This window comes from Curtobacterium sp. MCLR17_034 (assembly GCF_003234485.1).
GTDB classification, from domain to species: Bacteria; Actinomycetota; Actinomycetes; order Actinomycetales; family Microbacteriaceae; genus Curtobacterium; species Curtobacterium flaccumfaciens.
In genome coordinates this window covers 108,927-128,228 of record NZ_QKTH01000001.1, presented here as the reverse complement: position 1 = coordinate 128,228, position 19,302 = coordinate 108,927, and the positions used below count along the sequence as shown (strand labels likewise).

Sequence of the window (19,302 nt, the reverse complement as noted above, 5' to 3'; positions counted from 1 at the left end):
GAGTCGCGCGTGTTGGTCGGAATCGTGGAATTCCTGGGTTGGTTCGGCGCAGTAACCGTTCTAGCCGGTTACATCTTGTTCTCCACCGGCAAGATCCCGAACGGCCCGCTCTACCAGCTGTTCAACCTCGTCGGCGGGCTCGCGGTGGCCATCAACGTCGCCGCGCACCACGCCGTCCCCTCGACCATCGTCAACGGGATCTGGGCGATCGTCGCCGTCGTCGTCCTGGTGAAGATGGGCCGAGCGCGCCGCGCGGCGAAGCGCGACGGATCCGTCTCCAGCGAGCCGCCGGTCCTGCACGCCGAACCGGCCGCGACCACCGGGGTCCTGCCGGTCATCGGCCCGGCGCTGCGCGACCACGAGCCGGAGGAGACCGCCGAGGCGGACGCCGCCACGGGCCTCCAGTCCGACGTCCCGACGGCCGCGACGGACGAGACGTCCGCGACGATGCCGGATTCCGCGCCCGCGCCCGCCCCCATGACGGAGACCGTCCCGATCATCACGGCGACGATCGCGCTCGCCCTGGTCGCCGCAGCGCAGGAGCAGTCCGACCGGGCGGACCGTCGCGAACACGCGGACGACACGGACCACGCCGAACCCGCTCGCTGACCAGCCGGTCGGCGATACGATCGGCGCATGTCCCGGTGGTTGATCGCGACGATGACGTCCGTCCTCTTCATCGCGCTCGTGATCGCCGTCACGGGCTTCGAAGCCCTGCTCGCCGACGTCGAGGTCATCTCGCAGCCCGACGCCACCCCGTACCTCGGGCCCGCGATGGTGGTCGGTGGCGCGGTGGTGGTCTTCCTCGCGACCGCGGCCGGCGTGCGCGACGGCAACCCCGGGGTCACCGCGCTGGTGGCCGCGGCGACGGTCTACCTGGTCATGCTCGGCGTCGGAGCCGTGGGCTACGCGCTCGTCCGCTCGGACGCGACGGAGCTCCTCGTCTTCCCCGCGGGGTACGCCCTCGGGCCGTTCGTGGTCGGGTCCGTCGTGGTGGCGCTCCTGTCGGTGCTCGGCGGGATCACGATGGCTCGCCACCAGGCACGGACCGATGGCGGCTCGGGCGCGGCCGGGACGGCACGTCTGGACGGGCCTGACGAGCGCTCCGGCCCCAACCGGACGAACGCGGGCGAGGAACCCGCCGGACGGTAGTGTTCGCAGGGCACGACGCACACGCAACGGGGGAACGATGAGCGACCAGCACGCGCAGGATCCGGACCAGCAGGGCGGCTGGGGTGCCGTCCCGCCGGTGGCCTCGATCCGTGGGACCGACGGAACGTCCGAGGCAGCGGCCCAGGGGTTCGGTCCGGGTCCCGGCGCAGGATCCCCCGGATTCCCCGGGGTGCCCGCTCCGGCGCCCCAGCGTCCCCGCCGGAAGCTCCGTCGCGGCCAGCTCATCGGCATCATCTCGGGCGGCACAGCGGTCGTCCTGCTGCTCGTCGCCGGTGTCGTCGGCTACTCGGTCGGTTCCTCCTCGCACTCGGCGGACCGCCCGGTGCGGGCGTTCCTCGACGACCTGACGGCCGGACGCGTGGCCGACGCCCTCGACGACGCGGGCATCGAACGCGAGAAGACCGACGTGCTGCTCGGCGAAGCCGCCTACGCGAAGGCATCGGACAAGGTCACCGGCTACCGCGTCGCCGCGACGCGCACGGACGGCGACACCGCGACGGTCCGCGCGTACCTGCGCCAGGGCGGGCAGGACGTCGCTGCGACCTTCACGCTGGACAAGACCGGGACGGACTGGGGTGTGTTCCCCATCTGGGAGCTGCAGGCCCCCGAGCTCGGGTCGGTCGCCGTCGCCGTGCGTGGGCCGTCCGGTGCGGCGGTCACCGTCGCCGGCCGGAACGTGGAGACCGCGAAGGACGGCACGGTGAGCCTCCGTGCACTGCCCGGCACGTACGACGTCGCCTTCGACGGTGGCAAGTGGACCACGGCGCGTGGGGGATCGGCGAGCGTCAGCGGGTTCGGTCGGTCGACCTCGACCCCGGTGCAGATGACCACGACCCTGACCACCGCCGGGCAGCAGGCCGCCAAGCGGGCTGTGGACGACTGGGTGGACGGCTGCATCGCCTCCACCGACGCCGCCCCCGCCGGGTGCAGTTTCTACGCGTACGGGCAGAACCCCGCGTACACGTACTCGAACCAGAAGTGGACGCTCGAGACGCGGCCGACGGTCCGGGTCGGCAGCTGGACGACGAACGGCTGGTTGATCACGACGACGGCGCCCGGCCGGGCGAAGTACACGGCCGACATCTCGGGTGCTGCCGGCACCGGGACGGCCTCCGCGGGGCCGCTCAACGTGAACGCGAGCGGGTACGTCACGGGCTTCTCGAGCGACGGCGCCACGTTCCGCTCGGCGGTGGGCAACGGGTCGTCCGACACCGGCTCATGACGGTGTCGGTTCCCGGGGTGACCCGGATTGATTTCGTCCCGTTACGCGGGTAGTCTCTACCGGGTGTGCGCCCTCGGGCGCGCCCGAAAAGTCCGGCGAGCGGGATCGCCCAGCCGGACCACTCCGTCCCCCACTCGAACACCCGCCGTCCGGCGGTGCTCAGCGTGGGACGAGGAAGCCGGCGGAACGCGCCGGCCAGAGAGCACGAGCGAAGAACCAGGAGAACAGTTGCCTACTATTCAGCAGCTGGTTCGCAAGGGTCGTACGCCGAAGGTCACCAAGACCAAGGCGCCCGCCCTGAAGGCGAACCCCCAGCAGCGTGGTGTGTGCACCCGCGTCTACACCACCACCCCCAAGAAGCCGAACTCGGCACTGCGCAAGGTCGCTCGTGTCAAGCTCTCGAACGGCACCGAGGTCACGGCCTACATCCCCGGTGAGGGTCACAACCTCCAGGAGCACTCGATGGTGCTCGTCCGCGGCGGTCGTGTGAAGGACCTCCCGGGTGTGCGGTACAAGATCATCCGTGGCGCCCTGGACACCCAGGCAGTCAAGAACCGTAAGCAGGCTCGTAGCCGCTACGGCGCGAAGAAGGGTTGAGTTAGATGCCTCGTAAGGGTCCCGCCCCCAAGCGTCCCGTCGTCGCCGACCCGGTCTACGGTGCGCCGATCGTCAGCCAGCTCGTCAACAAGATCCTGCTCGACGGCAAGAAGGGCCTCGCCGAGCGCATCGTCTACGGTGCACTCGAGGGCGTTTCCGCCAAGAACCAGCAGGACGCCGTCGTGACGCTGAAGAAGGCGCTCGACAACGTCCGTCCGACTCTCGAGGTCCGTAGCCGCCGCGTCGGTGGCTCGACCTACCAGGTCCCGGTCGAGGTCAAGCCGCACCGCGCGAACACCCTCGCGCTCCGTTGGCTCACCTCGTACGCCAAGGCCCGTCGCGAGAAGACGATGACCGAGCGTCTCATGAACGAGATCCTCGACGCGTCGAACGGTCTCGGTGCCGCGGTCAAGCGCCGCGAGGACACGCACAAGATGGCCGAGTCGAACAAGGCCTTCGCCCACTACCGCTGGTAGTCCCGGCACCGTCCGGGCGCCGGTGGTCAAGAACCCCGGCGCCCGGACGGCCGCCAACCTCTCCTACAACTCTTCCGGAGGAACCCTGTGGCACAGGACGTGCTCACCGACCTGAACAAGGTCCGCAACATCGGCATCATGGCGCACATCGATGCCGGCAAGACCACGACGACCGAGCGCATCCTGTTCTACACGGGCATCACGCACAAGATCGGTGAGGTCCACGACGGCGCTGCCACGATGGACTGGATGGCGCAGGAGCAGGAGCGCGGCATCACGATCACGTCGGCCGCGACGACCTGCTTCTGGGACAACAACCAGATCAACATCATCGACACCCCCGGTCACGTGGACTTCACGGTCGAGGTGGAGCGTTCGCTCCGCGTCCTCGACGGTGCGGTCGCCGTCTTCGACGGCAAGGAGGGCGTCGAGCCCCAGTCCGAGACCGTCTGGCGTCAGGCCGACAAGTACGACGTCCCGCGCATCTGCTTCGTCAACAAGATGGACAAGCTGGGCGCCGACTTCTACTACACCGTCGACACCATCGTGAACCGCCTCGGCGCGGAGCCCCTCGTGCTCCAGCTGCCGATCGGCTCCGAGAGCTCGTTCGAAGGCGTCGTCGACCTCGTCCAGATGCGTGCACTCACCTGGCGCGGCGACGCCAAGGGTGACGTCGCGATGGGCGCGAAGTACGAGATCGAAGAGATCCCGGCCGACCTGCAGGACCGCGCCGCCGAGTACCGCGAGAAGCTCATCGAGCGCGTGGCCGAGGCGGACGACGTCCTCATGGAGCGCTACCTCGAGGGCGACACCGACTTCTCGGTCGCCGAGATCAAGGCAGCCATCCGTGCCCTCACGGTGAGCAGCACGCTCTACCCGGTCCTCTGCGGTTCCGCGTTCAAGAACCGTGGTGTCCAGCCGATGCTCGACGCCGTCATCGACTACCTCCCGTCCCCGCTCGACGTGCCGCCGATGATCGGCCACGACGTCAAGGACGAGGAGAAGGAGATCATCCGCAAGCCCGACGCGTCGGAGCCGTTCTCGGCCCTCGCGTTCAAGGTCGCGGTGCACCCGTTCTTCGGTCGTCTGACCTACGTGCGCGTCTACTCCGGCTCGATCGAGTCCGGTGCCCAGGTCATCAACTCGACCAAGGGCAAGAAGGAGCGCATCGGCAAGATCTTCCAGATGCACTCCAACAAGGAGAACCCGGTCGCCAACGTGACCGCTGGCCACATCTACGCGGTCATCGGCCTCAAGGACACCACCACCGGTGACACCCTGTGCGACCCGACCAACCAGGTCGTCCTCGAGTCGATGACGTTCCCGGAGCCGGTCATCGAGGTCGCCATCGAACCGAACACGAAGGCCGACCAGGAGAAGCTCTCCACGGCCATCCAGAAGCTCGCGGAAGAGGACCCGACGTTCCGCGTCGAGCTCAACGCCGAGACCGGTCAGACGACGATCAAGGGCATGGGCGAGCTCCACCTCGACATCCTCGTCGACCGCATGAAGCGCGAGTTCCACGTCGAGGCGAGCGTCGGCAAGCCCCAGGTGGCCTACCGCGAGACGCTCACCAAGATCGTCGAGCGCTACGACTACACCCACAAGAAGCAGACCGGTGGTTCCGGCCAGTTCGCGAAGGTGCAGATCGCGCTCGAGCCGATGGAGGTCACGAGCGAGAAGGTCTACGAGTTCGTGAACGCGACCTCCGGTGGCCGTGTCCCGCGCGAGTACATCCCGTCGGTCGACGCCGGTATCCAGGACGCCATGCAGGTCGGCATCCTCGCGGGCTACCCGACGGTCGGCGTGAAGGCCATCCTCAAGGACGGCGCGGCGCACGACGTCGACTCGTCCGAGATGGCGTTCAAGATCGCCGGCTCGATCGCCTACAAGGAAGCGGCTCGCAAGGCCGGTCCGGCGATCCTCGAGCCGATCATGGCCGTCGAGGTCCGTACTCCTGAGGAGTACATGGGCGACGTCATCGGTGACCTGAACTCCCGTCGTGGCCAGATCGCCTCGATGGAGGACGCCTCGGGCGTCAAGGTGGTCCGCGCGAGCGTGCCGCTGTCCGAGATGTTCGGCTACGTCGGCGACCTGCGGTCGAAGACCTCTGGTCGTGCGGTCTACTCGATGACCTTCGAGACCTACAGCCAGGTCCCGGCCAAGGTCGCCGAGGAGATCATCGCGAAGAACGCGGGGGAGTAGCGCTCAGCGCTTCTCCACAGGCGGGGGCGCCCGGCGACGGGCCCCTCGCCACCAAGTAAAGTACAGACACACACCGCGCACCAACGGTCCCGAGCCCATCCAGGGCCGGCCGGGGGTGACGCTTCCGAGTCCTGAGGAGGACCCACAGTGGCCAAGGCCAAGTTCGAGCGCACCAAGCCGCACGTCAACATCGGAACCATCGGTCACGTCGACCACGGCAAGACCACGCTCACGGCGGCGATCACCAAGGTTCTGCACGACCAGTACCCGGACCTCAACGAGGCCCGCGACTTCGCGCAGATCGACAACGCTCCCGAGGAGCGCCAGCGCGGCATCACGATCAACATCTCGCACGTCGAGTACCAGACCGAGAAGCGTCACTACGCGCACGTCGACGCCCCCGGTCACGCCGACTACGTGAAGAACATGATCACGGGTGCGGCACAGATGGACGGCGCGATCCTCGTGGTCGCCGCCACCGACGGCCCGATGCCCCAGACGCGTGAGCACGTCCTGCTCGCCCGCCAGGTCGGCGTCCCCTACATCGTCGTCGCACTGAACAAGTCCGACATGGTGGACGACGAGGAGATCCTGGAGCTCGTCGAGCTCGAGGTCCGCGAGCTCCTCGGCTCGCAGCAGTTCGACGAGGACGCCCCCGTCGTGCAGGTCTCGGCGCTCAAGGCGCTCGAGGGCGACGAGAAGTGGGTCAAGTCGGTCCAGGACCTCATGGCCCAGGTCGACGAGCACGTGCCGGACCCGGTGCGCGCCACCGACCAGCCGTTCCTGATGCCGATCGAGGACGTCTTCACGATCACTGGTCGTGGCACGGTCGTCACCGGTCGCGTCGAGCGTGGCACGCTCAACCTGAACGCCGAGGTCGAGATCGTCGGCATCCGCGCGACGCAGAAGACCACCGTCACGGGCATCGAGATGTTCCGCAAGCTGCTCGACCAGGCGGTCGCCGGTGACAACACCGGTCTGCTCATCCGTGGCCTCAAGCGCGAGGACGTGGAGCGCGGCCAGGTCGTCGTGAAGCCCGGTTCGGTCACGCCGCACACCGAGTTCCAGGCGAACGCGTACATCCTGACCAAGGACGAGGGCGGGCGTCACAACCCGTTCTACGCGAACTACCGCCCGCAGTTCTACTTCCGCACCACGGACGTCACCGGCGTCATCACGCTGCCCGAGGGCACCGAGATGGTCATGCCCGGTGACACCGTCGCCATGACGGTCGAGCTGATCCAGCCGATCGCCATGGAAGAGGGCCTCCGTTTCGCCATCCGTGAGGGTGGTCGTACGGTCGGCGCCGGTACGGTCGAGAAGATCATCAAGTAACTCCGGTTCCTTGCGACAGCGGGGTCGGGCCTTCGGGCCCGGCCCCGCTTCGTCGTACGCGGCCACTGGCGGGCCGTACAGGACGCCGGACAGGAGGCCCGGGGCGGCGCCCGCCACGGGCCTCCTGGCCGCCCCGTGACCCGTCACAGGCGTCACGGAGTTGGCTCGACGTCGTGACACGCCTCCGCAGATCCGCGACCTCCGGTCGCGGCTACCACCGCGTCCGTTCCGGACGCGGTTTCTCGTTCCGCGACCCCGACGGCAACACCGTGACGGACCCGGACGAGCGCCGTCGGCTCGAGGAGTTCGTGATCCCGCCGGCGTGGGACGACGTCTGGATCTCGCCGTACGAGAACGGCCACATCCTGGCGACGGGCACGGACGGTGCGGGGCGCCGCCAGTACATGTACCACCCGTCCTGGCGTGAACGGATGGACCGGATCAAGTACGACCGTGCGCTGGCACTGGCCGAGTCGTTGCCGGTCGCCCGCCGCGGTGTCACGCAGGACCTCCGTCGCCCCGAGCCGGACCGCCGCCGTGCGCTGGCCGCAGCGTTCCGCATGCTCGATCAGGGGTCCCTCCGGGTCGGGTCCGAGCGGTACGCCACCGAGCACGGCAGTCGGGGGCTGTCCACGCTGCTGTGCGCGCACGCCCACGTGTCGGGCGACGACATCGAGCTCGACTTCCCCGGCAAGAGCGGGCAGGAGTGGTCGTCGTCGATCCACGACCACGACCTCGCGCGGGTCATCGCCGGCATGAAGCGTCGCGGGCCCAACGCGCGGTTGCTCTCGTTCCGCGAGCGTCGCGGTGCTGAGTGGGAGCCGCTCTCCGCCGAGGACATCAACGCCTACGTGAAGGAACGTGCGGGCGACGAGTTCACCGCGAAGGACTTCCGGACCCTGCACGGCACGGTCGCGGCCGCGGTCGACCTGGCGAAGACCGGACCGCAGTCGTCCCAGGCCAAGCGGAAGAAGGCGGTCTCACACGCGGTGAAGGCCGCCAGCGACGAGCTCGGCAACACCCCGACGGTGTGCCGACAGAGCTACATCGACCCCCGGTTGCTCGACGCGTACGACCACGGGGAGACCATCGATCCGAACCGCCTGGCGTCCGCCGAGGCCGAGGTCCGGGCGCTGCTCTACCGACAATGACCCGGGGGCCGTCCGGATGACGTAGCGTTGGTCGACGTGCCGGACCACCCCCACACGGCACGGAAGGACCCACAACAGTCGTGACCGACGAGTGCATCCACGGATTCCCCACCGAGCTCTGCGACATCTGCGCACCCCGGCAGCGCGAGGCGTCGGAGATCCCAGCCACCCCGGCACCCCGCCGGACCCGCATCACCACCAACCTGCGCGTCGACCCGCCGGCCTCCGGGCCCGGGACGTCGCTCCGGTCGCCGACGTCGCTCCGTTCGTCGTCCGCCGACCTGCCCGAAGCACGTGAGTTCGCAGCGCTCCGCGCCCACCACGTCACCCACATCGACAACCTCGACGGCATCGTCGGCGCCGGCGCGATCCTGGCGTCCGACCAGGCCGAGCCGGTCGTGGACGTAAGTTCCGCCGACACCCGCGCCGCCCGCGCCGAGGCCGAGGCGCCCGACGGCTCCTCGATCGCCGGCCACGTGCCGTTCACGCTGTCGCCCGACGCCACCCGCTGGGACGAGCTCCGTACGGGCGCCGAGGGCGAGCGCTGGTCGGACGCCGCCCGCCGCACCCGGGCGATCGACTACGTCGTGCTCGTCGTGCCGGTCTCCGCGTTCGGTGCCTCGGTGATCGTCGCCGACCAGGACGCCGACGCCGACGACGTCCGGTTCGCCGTCGGTCCCGACGCCGGCACGAACCTGATCCGTCGCACCGACTTCACGGACCCGGAGATGCACGGCCTCGAGCTGCTCGCCGGTCCGAGTGTGCCGTTCACGTCGGTCGCGGTCATCGGCGTGCCGAACGACAAGGCCCGGCAGACCGTCCGCGCCGTGCTCGCCGACCACGGTGGACACGCTCCGCGAGTGGCCGTCTTCCCGCCGTGGTTCGTGCCCCCGGTGACCGCCGAGTGACGGTCTCCTGACCCGTGTCGACGCACCCTCCGGACCCCGTCCGGAGGGTGCGTCGCGTTGCGGGGCCGAGCCGGGCCTCCAGGCCGTCCGATCCGCGTGGATCCGGGCAAGCGAGCCCGCGGGACACGCCCGGTAATTCGCGACACGCCCGGGTTGCACGTGGGCCGGGGCTATGCGAGACTTGTCCGGTTCCGAATTCCCCGTGGGTGTACGCCCACAGGATCACTGCTCTGGCAGTGCACAACCCCCTTGTTCAGCAGGGCTGGGTTGGGCCGCAGGCAGCAGAACACGACTCCCCGAAGGGTGACGGACGCGGTGTACCACTGCTGCGCCCGGAGCACGAGGCAGTCGATTGCCCACGCTGGACGGCCACGGTCGCCCGCGAGGTTGACAGGTGAACAGCGGTCATCCCCAGTGGATGCGGCCGGTTGGTTCAGGAAAACAGCACGGTCCGCAGGAATGCGGAACCGAGCGGCGTCAGGCGGCCAGAGGGTGCGCGGCGCAGAGAGGACAAGAGACACATGGCGGGACAGAAGATCCGCATCCGGCTCAAGTCGTATGACCACGAGGTCATCGACACGTCGGCCCGGAAGATCGTCGACACGGTGACCCGTGCCGGTGCAACCGTGGTCGGCCCGGTGCCGCTCCCCACCGAGAAGAACGTGATCGCAGTGATCCGTTCCCCTCACAAGTACAAGGACTCGCGCGAGCACTTCGAGAAGCGCACGCACAAGCGGGTCATCGACATCGTCGACCCGACGCCGAAGGCCGTGGACTCGCTCATGCGACTCGACCTGCCGGCAGACGTCAACATCGAGATCAAGCTGTAAGGGGGCTGACCAATGGCGAACTCAACCAAGACCGTCAAGGGCCTCCTCGGCAAGAAGCTCGGGATGACCCAGGTGTGGGACGAGAACAACAAGTTCATCCCCGTCACCGTCATCGAGGTCGGCCCGAACGTGGTCACCCAGATCCGCAACGCTGAGCGCGACGGCTACGAGGCGATCCAGATCGCCGCCGGTGCCATCGACCCGCGCAAGGTCAACAAGCCGGCCGCTGGCCACTTCGAGGCCGCTGGCGTGACCCCGCGTCGCACCCTCACCGAGATCCGTACCAACGACTCCGCTGAGTACACGCTCGGCCAGGAGCTCACCGTGGACGGCACGTTCACGGCGGGCCAGAAGGTCGACGTCGTCGGTACCTCCAAGGGCAAGGGCTTCGCCGGTGTCATGAAGCGCCACGGCTTCCACGGCGTCGGCGCCTCGCACGGTGCGCACCGCAACCACCGCAAGCCCGGCTCGATCGGTGCTTCCTCGACCCCGTCGCGCGTCTTCAAGGGCATGCGCATGGCTGGTCGTATGGGTGGCGACCGCGTGACCGTCCTCAACCTCACGGTGCACGCCGTCGACGCCGAGAAGGGTCTGCTGCTCGTCAAGGGCGCCGTCCCCGGTGCTCGTGGCCGCTCCGTCTTCGTCCGCACCGCCGTGAAGGGTAAGTGATCATGGCCACCACGACCGCAACCACGATCGACGTCCTCGACGCATCGGGTGCCAAGTCCGGCACCGTCGAGCTCCCCGCAGCTCTCTTCGACGTCGAGACCAACGTCCCGCTGATCCACCAGGTCGTCACCGCGCAGCTCGCAGCCGCGCGTCAGGGCACCCACAAGACCAAGAACCGTGGCGAAGTCCGCGGTGCCGGTCGCAAGCCGTTCAAGCAGAAGGGCACCGGCCGCGCCCGTCAGGGTTCCGTCCGTGCTCCGGAGCACACCGGCGGTGGCGTCGTCCACGGACCGACCCCGCGCGACTACTCGCAGCGCACCCCGAAGAAGATGATCGCCGCTGCTCTGCTCGGCTCGCTCTCGGACCGCGCCCGCGGTGGCCGCATCTCCGCTGTGGAGGGCTTCGTCGCGGCTGAACTGCCGTCGACCAAGACCGCCCGCACGCTCCTCGAAAAGGTCGCGCCCGTCAAGAACGTGCTCGTCGTGCTCGAGACGGACGACGAGCTGACGCTCAAGTCGATCCGCAACCTGTCGAACGTCCACGCGCTCTCGTACGGCCAGCTCAACGCCTACGACGTGCTGCGTTCGGACGCCGTCGTCTTCAGCAAGAGCGCCCTCGACGCCTTCATCGCGTCGAAGACCGCGAAGGAGATCACCGCATGAGCGGCTTCAACAAGGACCCGCGCGATGTCATCATCTCGCCGGTCGTCTCGGAGAAGAGCTACGCGCTCATCGACCAGGGCAAGTACACGTTCATCGTGGACCCCCGCTCGAACAAGACCGAGATCAAGCTCGCCATCGAGAAGATCTTCGACGTCAAGGTCGCGAGCATCAACACGCTGAACCGCCCGGGCAAGACCCGTCGCACCAAGTTCGGTCTCGGCAAGCGCAAGGACACCAAGCGCGCCATCGTGACGCTCAAGTCCGGTTCGATCGACATCTTCACGGCTGTCGGCTGAGGACCAGAGGGATAAATCATGGCTATTCGTAACTACAAGCCGACGACCCCCGGTCGTCGCGGCTCGTCGGTCGCCGACTTCGCTGAGATCACCCGTTCGACTCCGGAGAAGTCACTGCTTCGTCCGCTGCCGAAGACCGGTGGTCGCAACAGCTCCGGCCGTATCACCACGCGTCACATCGGTGGTGGCCACAAGCGCCAGTACCGCGTGATCGACTTCCGTCGCTCCGACAAGGACGGCGTCGACGCCAAGGTCGCGCACATCGAGTACGACCCCAACCGCACTGCGCGCATCGCGCTCCTGCACTACGTGGACGGCACGAAGCGGTACATCATCGCGCCGAACAAGCTGAAGCAGGGCGACGTCATCGAGCAGGGCCCCGGCGCCGACATCAAGCCCGGCAACAACCTGCCGCTGCGCAACATCCCCGTGGGTACCGTCGTGCACGCCATCGAGCTCCGCCCCGGTGGCGGCGCCAAGATGGCTCGCTCCGCCGGCGCCTCGGTGCGTCTCGTCGCCAAGGACGGCCCCTACGCGCAGCTCCGTCTGCCGTCGGGCGAGGTCCGCAACGTCGACGCACGCTGCCGCGCCACCATCGGCGAGGTCGGCAACGCCGAGCAGTCGAACATCAACTGGGGCAAGGCCGGCCGCATGCGCTGGAAGGGCGTCCGCCCGACCGTCCGTGGTGTCGCCATGAACCCGGTCGACCACCCGCACGGTGGTGGTGAGGGCAAGACGTCCGGTGGTCGTCACCCGGTCAGCCCCTGGGGTCAGTCCGAGGGCCGTACGCGCAAGCCGAACAAGCCGAGCGACAAGCTCATCGTCCGTCGCCGTAACGCCGGCAAGAAGCGCAAGTAGGAGTTCAGAAGATGCCACGCAGTCTGAAGAAGGGCCCCTTCGTCGACGAGCACCTGCTCCGCAAGGTCGTCACGCAGAACGAGGCCAACACCAAGAACGTGATCCGTACGTGGTCGCGTCGGTCGATGATCGTCCCGAACATGCTCGGGCACACGATCGCCGTCCACGACGGCCGCAAGCACATCCCGGTGTTCGTCACCGAGTCGATGGTCGGTCACAAGCTCGGCGAGTTCGCGCCGACCCGCACCTTCCGTGGTCACGTGAAGGACGACAAGAAGGGCCGTCGCCGCTGAGGCGGCGACGCAGAGGAGGAACGAAATGGTGGAGTCGATCGCACGCGTGCGACACATCCGCGTCACGCCTCAGAAGGCCCGTCGCGTCATCGAGCTGATCCGCGGCAAGCAGGCCCACGAGGCCCTCGCCATCCTGAAGTTCGCCCCCCAGGGCGCTTCGGAGCCCGTGTACAAGCTGGTCGCCTCGGCGATCGCGAACGCACGGGTCAAGGCGGACTCGACGAACAGCTTCCTCGACGAGCGCGACCTCTACGTGAGCCGCGTCTTCGTCGACGAGGGCACGACCCTGAAGCGGTTCCAGCCGCGCGCCCAGGGCCGCGCCTTCCGCATCAACAAGCGCACCAGCCACATCACGGTCGTCCTCGCGACGCCCGACGAGGCCGAGGTTGCCGCGACGAGCAAGAAGGCGAGCAAGTAATGGGCCAGAAGGTCAACCCGTACGGCTTCCGTCTCGGGATCACGACGGACCACGTCTCGCACTGGTTCACCGACAGCAAGAAGGCCGGTCAGCGTTACGCCGACTACGTGGCCGAGGACATCAAGGTGCGCGAGTACCTGAAGAAGACCCTCGACCGCGCCGGCGTCGCACGCATCGAGCTCGAGCGCACCCGTGACCGTGTCCGCGTGGACATCCACACGGCTCGTCCGGGCATCGTCATCGGCCGCCGCGGCGCCGAGGCGGAGCGCGTTCGCGGTGAGCTCGAGAAGCTCACCAAGAAGCAGATCCAGCTGAACATCCTCGAGGTCAAGAACCCCGAGACCGAGGCCCAGCTCGTCGCGCAGGGCATCGCCGAGCAGCTCTCCGCTCGTGTCGCGTTCCGTCGCGCCATGCGCAAGGGCCTGCAGGGTGCACAGCGCGCCGGCGCCAAGGGTGTCCGCATCCAGGTGTCGGGTCGTCTCGGCGGCGCCGAGATGTCGCGTTCGGAGTTCTACCGCGAAGGCCGTGTGCCGCTGCACACCCTCCGCGCGAACATCGACTACGGCTTCTACGAGGCCCGGACCACGTTCGGCCGCATCGGCGTGAAGGTCTGGATCTACAAGGGCGACATCACGAACAAGGAGCTCGCTCGCGAGCAGGCGAACCAGCGTTCGTCGCGCCCGGAGCGTCGTGGCGGCCCGCGCGGTGAGCGTGGCGACCGTGGCGGCGACCGTCGTGGCGGCGACCGCGGTGACCGTCGTCCGCAGCAGGCCCCGCAGGACGCGCCGGCCGGCGCAGGAGTTGAGGCGTAACCATGCTTATTCCCCGTCGAGTCAAGCACCGCAAGCAGCACCACCCGAAGCGTTCGGGTCAGGCCACCGGTGGTACCAAGGTCAGCTTCGGCGACTACGGCATCCAGGCCCTCACCCCGGCGTACGTGACCAACCGTCAGATCGAGTCCGCTCGTATCGCCATGACGCGTCACATCAAGCGTGGTGGCAAGGTCTGGATCAACATCTACCCGGACCGTCCGCTGACCAAGAAGCCCGCCGAGACCCGCATGGGTTCCGGTAAGGGTTCGCCCGAGTGGTGGGTCGCGAACGTGAAGCCGGGCCGGGTGCTCTTCGAGCTCTCCGGCGTCAGCGAGGAGATCGCCCGTGAGGCGTTGACTCGTGCAATCCACAAGCTGCCCCTCAAGGCACGCATCATCAAGCGCGAGGAGGGCGACGCATAATGGCGATCGGTTCCAAGGAGCTCCGTCCGACGGAGCTCGACACGTTCGAGAACGAGCGTCTCGCTGACGAGCTGAAGAAGGCCAAGGAGGAACTCTTCAACCTCCGCTTCCAGTCGGCCACCGGCCAGCTGGAGAGCCACGGTCGTCTCCGTGCCGTCAAGCGCGACATCGCCCGCATCTACACCGTCCTCCGCGAGCGCGAGCTCGGCATCCGTGCCACTCCCGCGCCCGTCGAGACCGCCCCCAAGGCCAATAAGACGACGAAGAAGGCTGACAAGCCGGCCGAGTCGACCGAGGCCGAGACCGCCGAGGAGAAGTAATGGCGAACGAAGAGAAGAACTCCGCCGCCCTCACTCGCGGCTACCGCAAGACGCGTCGCGGCTACGTGACGAGCGACAAGATGGACAAGACCATCGTGGTCGAGGTCGAGGACCGCGTGAAGCACGCGCTCTACGGCAAGATCATCCGTCGCACGTCCAAGGTGAAGGCCCACGACGAGCTCGGCACCGCTGGTGTCGGCGACCTCGTCGTGATCAGCGAGACCCGTCCCCTCAGCGCGTCCAAGCGCTGGCGCCTGGTCGAGATCCTCGAGAAGGCCAAGTAGGCCTCGGCCTGCTTCGGAATAGGAGACAGCAGTGATTCAGCAGGAATCCCGCCTGAAGGTCGCCGACAACACGGGTGCCAAGGAGATCTTGACCATCCGCGTGCTCGGTGGCTCGGGTCGTCGCTACGCCGGTCTCGGTGACGTCATCGTCGCCACGGTGAAGGACGCCATCCCCGGCGGCAACGTGAAGAAGGGTGACGTCGTCAAGGCAGTCATCGTTCGCACCAAGAAGGAGACCCGTCGTCAGGACGGCTCCTACATCAAGTTCGACGAGAACGCGGCAGTGATCCTCAAGGCCGACGGCGACCCGCGCGGTACGCGCATCTTCGGTCCGGTCGGTCGCGAGCTCCGTGACAAGAAGTTCATGAAGATCATCTCGCTCGCGCCGGAGGTGCTGTAAGCCATGGCGAACATCAAGAAGGGTGACCTCGTCCAGGTCATCACGGGCGCGACGCAGGAGCGTGGCGGCGACCGTGGCAAGCAGGGCAAGGTCATCGAGGTCCTCAAGGACAAGAACCGCGTCGTCGTCGAGGGCGTGAACTTCGTCACGAAGCACGTCCGCGTCGGTCAGACGCAGCGTGGTTCGAAGACCGGTGGCATCGAGCAGCACGAAGCCTCGATCCACGTCTCGAACGTCGCACTCGTCGACCCGAAGACGAAGAAGCCGACGCGTGTCGGCTTCCGCACCGAAGAGGTGGAGAAGGACGGCGTCAAGAAGACCGTCCGTGTCCGCTACGCGAAGAAGTCTGGTGAGAAGCTCTGATGACTGACACGACTGCTGCGCCCGCTGGCAAGATCCAGCCGCGCCTCAAGCAGAAGTACCTGGCCGAGATCAAGACGGCCCTCACCGAGCAGTTCGGTTACGCGAACGTCAACCAGGTCCCCGGCCTGGTCAAGGTCGTCGTGAACACCGGTGTCGGCGAGGCCGCTCGTGACTCCAAGATCATCGAGGGGGCCATCAAGGACCTCACGGCGATCACGGGTCAGAAGCCCCAGGTCAACATCGCCCGCAAGTCCATCGCTCAGTTCAAGCTGCGCGAGGGTCAGGCCATCGGCGCGCACGTCACCCTCCGCGGTGACCGCGCGTGGGAGTTCCTGGACCGCCTGGTGACGCTCGCACTGCCCCGCATCCGCGACTTCCGCGGTCTCAGCGACAAGCAGTTCGACGGCAACGGCAACTACACGTTCGGTCTCACGGAGCAGTCCGTGTTCCACGAGATCGACCAGGACCGCATCGACCGTGTCCGCGGCTTCGACATCACTGTCGTGACCACCGCGAAGACGGACGACGAGGGACGCGCGCTGCTCCGCCAGCTCGGCTTCCCGTTCCGCTCTAACGAGCAGACGGTCTAAACTACTTCGGGCGGTGCGGGCCGGAGGATTCACGTCCTCCGGCCCGCACGCACGAACACACCGATCTCGGGGAACCGCCCTGGGATCACTCGATCGCTCAGGTCGGCATTCGTGGAACGGGTGTCGAAACCAGGCGAGAAATGGACGAACATCATGACGATGACCGATCCGGTCGCAGACATGCTGACCAGATTGCGGAACGCGAACTCCGCGCACCACGACGCAGTCGCGCTCCCGAGCTCCAAGCTCAAGAAGAACATCGCCGACATCCTCAAGCGTGAGGGCTACATCAGCGAGTGGAAGGTGGAGGACGCCCGAGTCGGGCAGACCCTCACCATCGACCTGAAGTACGGCCCCGAGCGCGAGCGTTCGATCGCCGGCATCAAGCGCGTCTCGAAGCCGGGCCTCCGGGTCTACGCGAAGTCGACGGAGATCCCCCAGGTCCTCGGTGGCCTCGGCGTGGCGATCCTCTCGACCTCCTCCGGCCTCCTGACCGACCGCGAAGCCGAGCAGAAGGGCGTGGGTGGGGAAGTCCTCGCCTACGTGTGGTGATCGACAATGTCACGAATCGGACGTCTCCCCATCGACATCCCCGCCGGCGTCACCGTCTCCGTTGACGGTCAGAACGTGGCGGTCAAGGGCCCGAAGGGCGAGCTCGCGCTCGTCATCGCGGAGCCCATCCAGGCCAAGGTCGAGGAGAACCAGGTCCTCGTCACCCGTCCGGACGACGAGCGCGAGTCGCGTTCGCTCCACGGACTGACCCGGACCCTCATCGCCAACAACATCATCGGCGTGACCCAGGGCTACACCAAGGGCCTCGAGGTCGTCGGTACGGGTTACCGTGTCGCGGCCAAGGGCTCGAACCTCGAGTTCGCCCTCGGGTACTCCCACTCGATCACGGTCGAGCCGCCGGCGGGCATCAGCTTCGCGGTGGAGGGCAACAACAAGGTCACCGTCGCCGGTATCGACAAGCAGGCTGTCGGCGAGGTCGCCGCGAACATCCGGAAGCTCCGGAAGCCCGAGCCCTACAAGGGCAAGGGTGTCCGTTACGCCGGCGAGAACGTGCGCCGCAAGGCCGGAAAGTCAGGTAAGTGATCATGGGACTCCTCAAGACACGAGGCAAGAGCAAGGCGGCCGCCAAGGCGCGTCGTCACAACCGTCTCCGCAAGAAGATCACCGGCACCGAGGCTCGTCCCCGTCTCGCCGTCACCCGCTCGTCGCGTCACGTGTTCGTGCAGGTCATCGACGACTCGAAGGGTCACACCCTCGCAAGCGCCTCGACGATGGAGGCAGACCTCCGCTCGTTCGACGGCGACAAGACCGCCAAGGCCCGTCGCGTCGGTGAGCTCCTCGCCGAGCGCGCGAAGTCGGCTGGCGTCGAGGCCGTGGTCTTCGACCGCGGTGGCAGCAAGTACGCCGGTCGCGTCGCCGCGATCGCCGATGGTGCCCGTGAAGGAGGGCTGAACCTGTGAGCGACAACGCGAACACCAACGAAGACGCCAAGACCGAGGCCGTCGAGGCCACGGAGACCGAGGCTGTCGAGACCACGGAGACCACCGAGGCGAGCACGGAGGCCACGGCCACCGACGCAACCGCCGAGGCGACCACCGAGGGCGCCAAGACCGGCAAGGAGGCGGAGGCACCTGCCGTCGCCGAGCGTCCGGTCGAGACCGCCGCGGGCTCCGCGTCGAACAACCGCGACTCCGCTGACAACCGTGGCCGTCGTGGTGGCGGTCGTGACCGTCAGCAGGGCCGCGACCGCAACAACCGCGGTGGCGACAGCCAGTTCCTTGAGCGCGTGGTGACCATCAACCGCGTCTCGAAGGTCGTCAAGGGTGGTCGTCGCTTCAGCTTCACGGCGCTCGTCGTCGTCGGTGACGGCAACGGCCTCGTGGGCGTCGGCTACGGCAAGGCCAAGGAGGTCCCCACGGCGATCTCCAAGGGTGTCGAAGAGGCGAAGAAGAACTTCTTCCGCGTCCCCCGCGTCGGCAACACGATCCCGCACCCGGTGCAGGGTGAAGCCGCCGCTGGCGTCGTCCTCCTGCGTCCGGCCGGCCCCGGTACCGGTGTCATCGCCGGTGGTCCGGTCCGCGCCGTGCTCGAGTGCGCCGGCATCCACGACGTCCTGAGCAAGTCGCTCGGCTCGTCGAACACCATCAACATCGTGCACGCGACCGTCGAGGCCCTGAAGCAGCTCGAGGAGCCCCGCGCCGTCGCGAGCCGTCGTGGCCTCGACGTCGAGCGGGTCGTCCCGGCCCGTCTGCTCCAGGCCGAGGCCGCAGCCCTGCGTGCCGCGACCGAGAAGGCAGGTGCGTGATGGCGATGCTGAAGATCACGCAGATCAAGTCCGTTATCAGCGAGAAGCAGTACCAGCGCGACACCCTGCGCAGCCTGGGCCTCAAGCGCATCGGCCGTTCGGTCGAGCGTGAGGACAACTCCCAGAACCGCGGGTACATCGCGACGGTGGCGCACCTCGTGAAGGTCGAGGAGGTCGACGCATGAGCGACGAGAAGAACGAGCGCGTGCAGGTGCTGAAGCTGCACCACCTCCGTCCCGCAGAGGGCGCCAAGAAGGACCGCACCCGTGTGGGTCGCGGTGAGGGCTCGAAGGGCAAGACCGCTGGGCGTGGTACCAAGGGCACGAAGGCCCGCTACCAGGTCCGGGTCGGCTTCGAGGGTGGGCAGATGCCGCTGCACATGCGCACCCCGAAGCTCCGCGGGTTCAAGAACCCGTTCCGGGTCGAGTACCAGGTCGTGAACCTGGACAAGATCTCGGAGCTCTACCCCGATGGTGGCGACGTCACCGTTGCGGGCCTGGTCGCCAAGGGCGCCGTCCGCAAGAACGAGAAGGTCAAGGTTCTCGGTCAGGGTGACATCACCGTGAAGATCACGGTCACGGTCGACAAGGTCTCGGCGTCCGCCGCCGAGAAGATCGTGGCTGCTGGCGGCACCGTCTCCCAGTAACCCCCGTCGGCGGCCCGTGCGTTTGCGCACGGGCCGCCGTTACGGTTTCCTTGAC

Annotated in this window: 29 protein-coding genes; all 29 read left to right on the top strand. The window is 67.7% G+C overall.

The window, feature by feature from the left end:
* Positions 1–75: 75 nt before the first annotated feature.
* The 29 genes from DEI98_RS00635 to rplO all read left to right on the top strand — a co-directional run bounded on the left by DEI98_RS00635 (position 76) and on the right by rplO (position 19,247).
* Positions 76–609 carry a hypothetical protein gene (locus DEI98_RS00635; RefSeq protein WP_111099573.1) on the top strand — a complete coding sequence of 178 codons (534 nt, stop codon included), beginning with the start codon at positions 76–78 and terminating at the stop codon, positions 607–609.
* Between the two features lie 27 nt (positions 610–636).
* On the top strand, positions 637–1,152 hold the full coding sequence (locus DEI98_RS00630) for a DUF6121 family protein (protein WP_111099572.1): 516 nt from the start codon (positions 637–639) through the stop codon (positions 1,150–1,152).
* 37 nt (positions 1,153–1,189) lie between these two features.
* The gene (locus DEI98_RS00625) at positions 1,190–2,395 is read left to right on the top strand and encodes a hypothetical protein (protein WP_111099571.1); all 1,206 of its coding nucleotides are present in this window, start codon (positions 1,190–1,192) and stop codon (positions 2,393–2,395) included.
* 228 nt (positions 2,396–2,623) lie between these two features.
* The gene (rpsL, locus tag DEI98_RS00620; RefSeq protein WP_017885540.1) at positions 2,624–2,992 is read left to right on the top strand and encodes a 30S ribosomal protein S12; all 369 of its coding nucleotides are present in this window, start codon (positions 2,624–2,626) and stop codon (positions 2,990–2,992) included.
* A 5-nt stretch (positions 2,993–2,997) separates the two neighbouring features.
* Entirely contained in the window at positions 2,998–3,468 is a 471-nt protein-coding gene (gene rpsG / locus DEI98_RS00615; RefSeq protein ID WP_017885539.1) for a 30S ribosomal protein S7, read from the top strand.
* A gap of 87 nt (positions 3,469–3,555) precedes the next feature.
* Entirely contained in the window at positions 3,556–5,673 is a 2,118-nt protein-coding gene (gene fusA / locus DEI98_RS00610) for an elongation factor G (protein WP_027466735.1), read from the top strand.
* Between the two features lie 147 nt (positions 5,674–5,820).
* The gene (gene tuf, locus DEI98_RS00605) at positions 5,821–7,008 is read left to right on the top strand and encodes an elongation factor Tu (RefSeq protein ID WP_027466734.1); all 1,188 of its coding nucleotides are present in this window, start codon (positions 5,821–5,823) and stop codon (positions 7,006–7,008) included.
* Between the two features lie 173 nt (positions 7,009–7,181).
* Positions 7,182–8,159, top strand: coding sequence for a DNA topoisomerase IB (locus DEI98_RS00600; RefSeq protein ID WP_027466733.1), 978 nt, complete (start codon positions 7,182–7,184; stop codon positions 8,157–8,159).
* A gap of 80 nt (positions 8,160–8,239) precedes the next feature.
* Entirely contained in the window at positions 8,240–9,067 is an 828-nt protein-coding gene (locus DEI98_RS00595; protein ID WP_084741336.1) for a DarT ssDNA thymidine ADP-ribosyltransferase family protein, read from the top strand.
* Between the two features lie 521 nt (positions 9,068–9,588).
* Positions 9,589–9,897: a 30S ribosomal protein S10 gene (rpsJ, locus tag DEI98_RS00590; RefSeq protein WP_017885534.1), complete on the top strand. Its 309-nt coding sequence runs from the start codon at positions 9,589–9,591 to the stop codon at positions 9,895–9,897.
* Between the two features lie 12 nt (positions 9,898–9,909).
* Entirely contained in the window at positions 9,910–10,566 is a 657-nt protein-coding gene (gene rplC, locus DEI98_RS00585) for a 50S ribosomal protein L3 (protein ID WP_027466731.1), read from the top strand.
* Positions 10,567–10,568: 2 nt separating this feature from the next.
* Positions 10,569–11,228 (top strand): 50S ribosomal protein L4, encoded by a 660-nt coding sequence (gene rplD / locus DEI98_RS00580; protein ID WP_027466730.1) that lies wholly within the window; start codon positions 10,569–10,571, stop codon positions 11,226–11,228.
* Positions 11,225–11,524 carry a 50S ribosomal protein L23 gene (gene rplW / locus DEI98_RS00575; protein WP_027466729.1) on the top strand — a complete coding sequence of 100 codons (300 nt, stop codon included), beginning with the start codon at positions 11,225–11,227 and terminating at the stop codon, positions 11,522–11,524. The genes rplD and rplW overlap by 4 nt, the downstream gene beginning before the upstream one ends.
* An 18-nt stretch (positions 11,525–11,542) precedes the next feature.
* Positions 11,543–12,382, top strand: a complete 840-nt coding sequence (gene rplB, locus DEI98_RS00570) for a 50S ribosomal protein L2 (protein WP_027466728.1) — start codon at positions 11,543–11,545, stop codon at positions 12,380–12,382.
* Positions 12,383–12,393: 11 nt separating this feature from the next.
* Positions 12,394–12,675 (top strand): 30S ribosomal protein S19, encoded by a 282-nt coding sequence (rpsS, locus tag DEI98_RS00565; protein ID WP_017885529.1) that lies wholly within the window; start codon positions 12,394–12,396, stop codon positions 12,673–12,675.
* A 25-nt stretch (positions 12,676–12,700) separates the two neighbouring features.
* Positions 12,701–13,093: a 50S ribosomal protein L22 gene (gene rplV, locus DEI98_RS00560; protein ID WP_035809257.1), complete on the top strand. Its 393-nt coding sequence runs from the start codon at positions 12,701–12,703 to the stop codon at positions 13,091–13,093.
* Positions 13,093–13,905: a 30S ribosomal protein S3 gene (gene rpsC / locus DEI98_RS00555; RefSeq protein WP_017885527.1), complete on the top strand. Its 813-nt coding sequence runs from the start codon at positions 13,093–13,095 to the stop codon at positions 13,903–13,905. The genes rplV and rpsC overlap by 1 nt, the downstream gene beginning before the upstream one ends.
* A gap of 2 nt (positions 13,906–13,907) precedes the next feature.
* The gene (rplP, locus tag DEI98_RS00550; protein ID WP_017885526.1) at positions 13,908–14,327 is read left to right on the top strand and encodes a 50S ribosomal protein L16; all 420 of its coding nucleotides are present in this window, start codon (positions 13,908–13,910) and stop codon (positions 14,325–14,327) included.
* A complete protein-coding gene (gene rpmC, locus DEI98_RS00545; RefSeq protein ID WP_111099570.1) occupies positions 14,327–14,647 on the top strand; it encodes a 50S ribosomal protein L29 in 321 nt (106 codons plus the stop codon). Before rplP ends, rpmC begins: the two co-directional genes overlap by 1 nt.
* Entirely contained in the window at positions 14,647–14,931 is a 285-nt protein-coding gene (rpsQ, locus tag DEI98_RS00540; RefSeq protein ID WP_017885524.1) for a 30S ribosomal protein S17, read from the top strand. The genes rpmC and rpsQ overlap by 1 nt, the downstream gene beginning before the upstream one ends.
* A 31-nt stretch (positions 14,932–14,962) precedes the next feature.
* Positions 14,963–15,331, top strand: a complete 369-nt coding sequence (gene rplN / locus DEI98_RS00535; protein WP_017885523.1) for a 50S ribosomal protein L14 — start codon at positions 14,963–14,965, stop codon at positions 15,329–15,331.
* Between the two features lie 3 nt (positions 15,332–15,334).
* On the top strand, positions 15,335–15,694 hold the full coding sequence (gene rplX / locus DEI98_RS00530; protein WP_017885522.1) for a 50S ribosomal protein L24: 360 nt from the start codon (positions 15,335–15,337) through the stop codon (positions 15,692–15,694).
* Positions 15,694–16,284, top strand: a complete 591-nt coding sequence (gene rplE, locus DEI98_RS00525; RefSeq protein ID WP_042537502.1) for a 50S ribosomal protein L5 — start codon at positions 15,694–15,696, stop codon at positions 16,282–16,284. Before rplX ends, rplE begins: the two co-directional genes overlap by 1 nt.
* 153 nt (positions 16,285–16,437) lie before the next feature.
* Positions 16,438–16,836, top strand: coding sequence for a 30S ribosomal protein S8 (gene rpsH, locus DEI98_RS00520; RefSeq protein WP_017885519.1), 399 nt, complete (start codon positions 16,438–16,440; stop codon positions 16,834–16,836).
* A 6-nt stretch (positions 16,837–16,842) separates the two neighbouring features.
* A complete protein-coding gene (rplF, locus tag DEI98_RS00515) occupies positions 16,843–17,379 on the top strand; it encodes a 50S ribosomal protein L6 (RefSeq protein ID WP_017885518.1) in 537 nt (178 codons plus the stop codon).
* Positions 17,380–17,381: 2 nt separating this feature from the next.
* On the top strand, positions 17,382–17,756 hold the full coding sequence (rplR, locus tag DEI98_RS00510; protein WP_027466725.1) for a 50S ribosomal protein L18: 375 nt from the start codon (positions 17,382–17,384) through the stop codon (positions 17,754–17,756).
* Positions 17,753–18,601: a 30S ribosomal protein S5 gene (gene rpsE, locus DEI98_RS00505; protein ID WP_071406161.1), complete on the top strand. Its 849-nt coding sequence runs from the start codon at positions 17,753–17,755 to the stop codon at positions 18,599–18,601. The genes rplR and rpsE overlap by 4 nt, the downstream gene beginning before the upstream one ends.
* Positions 18,601–18,786, top strand: coding sequence for a 50S ribosomal protein L30 (gene rpmD / locus DEI98_RS00500; RefSeq protein ID WP_017885515.1), 186 nt, complete (start codon positions 18,601–18,603; stop codon positions 18,784–18,786). Before rpsE ends, rpmD begins: the two co-directional genes overlap by 1 nt.
* Positions 18,783–19,247, top strand: coding sequence for a 50S ribosomal protein L15 (rplO, locus tag DEI98_RS00495; protein ID WP_027466723.1), 465 nt, complete (start codon positions 18,783–18,785; stop codon positions 19,245–19,247). Before rpmD ends, rplO begins: the two co-directional genes overlap by 4 nt.
* Positions 19,248–19,302: the final 55 nt, after the last annotated feature.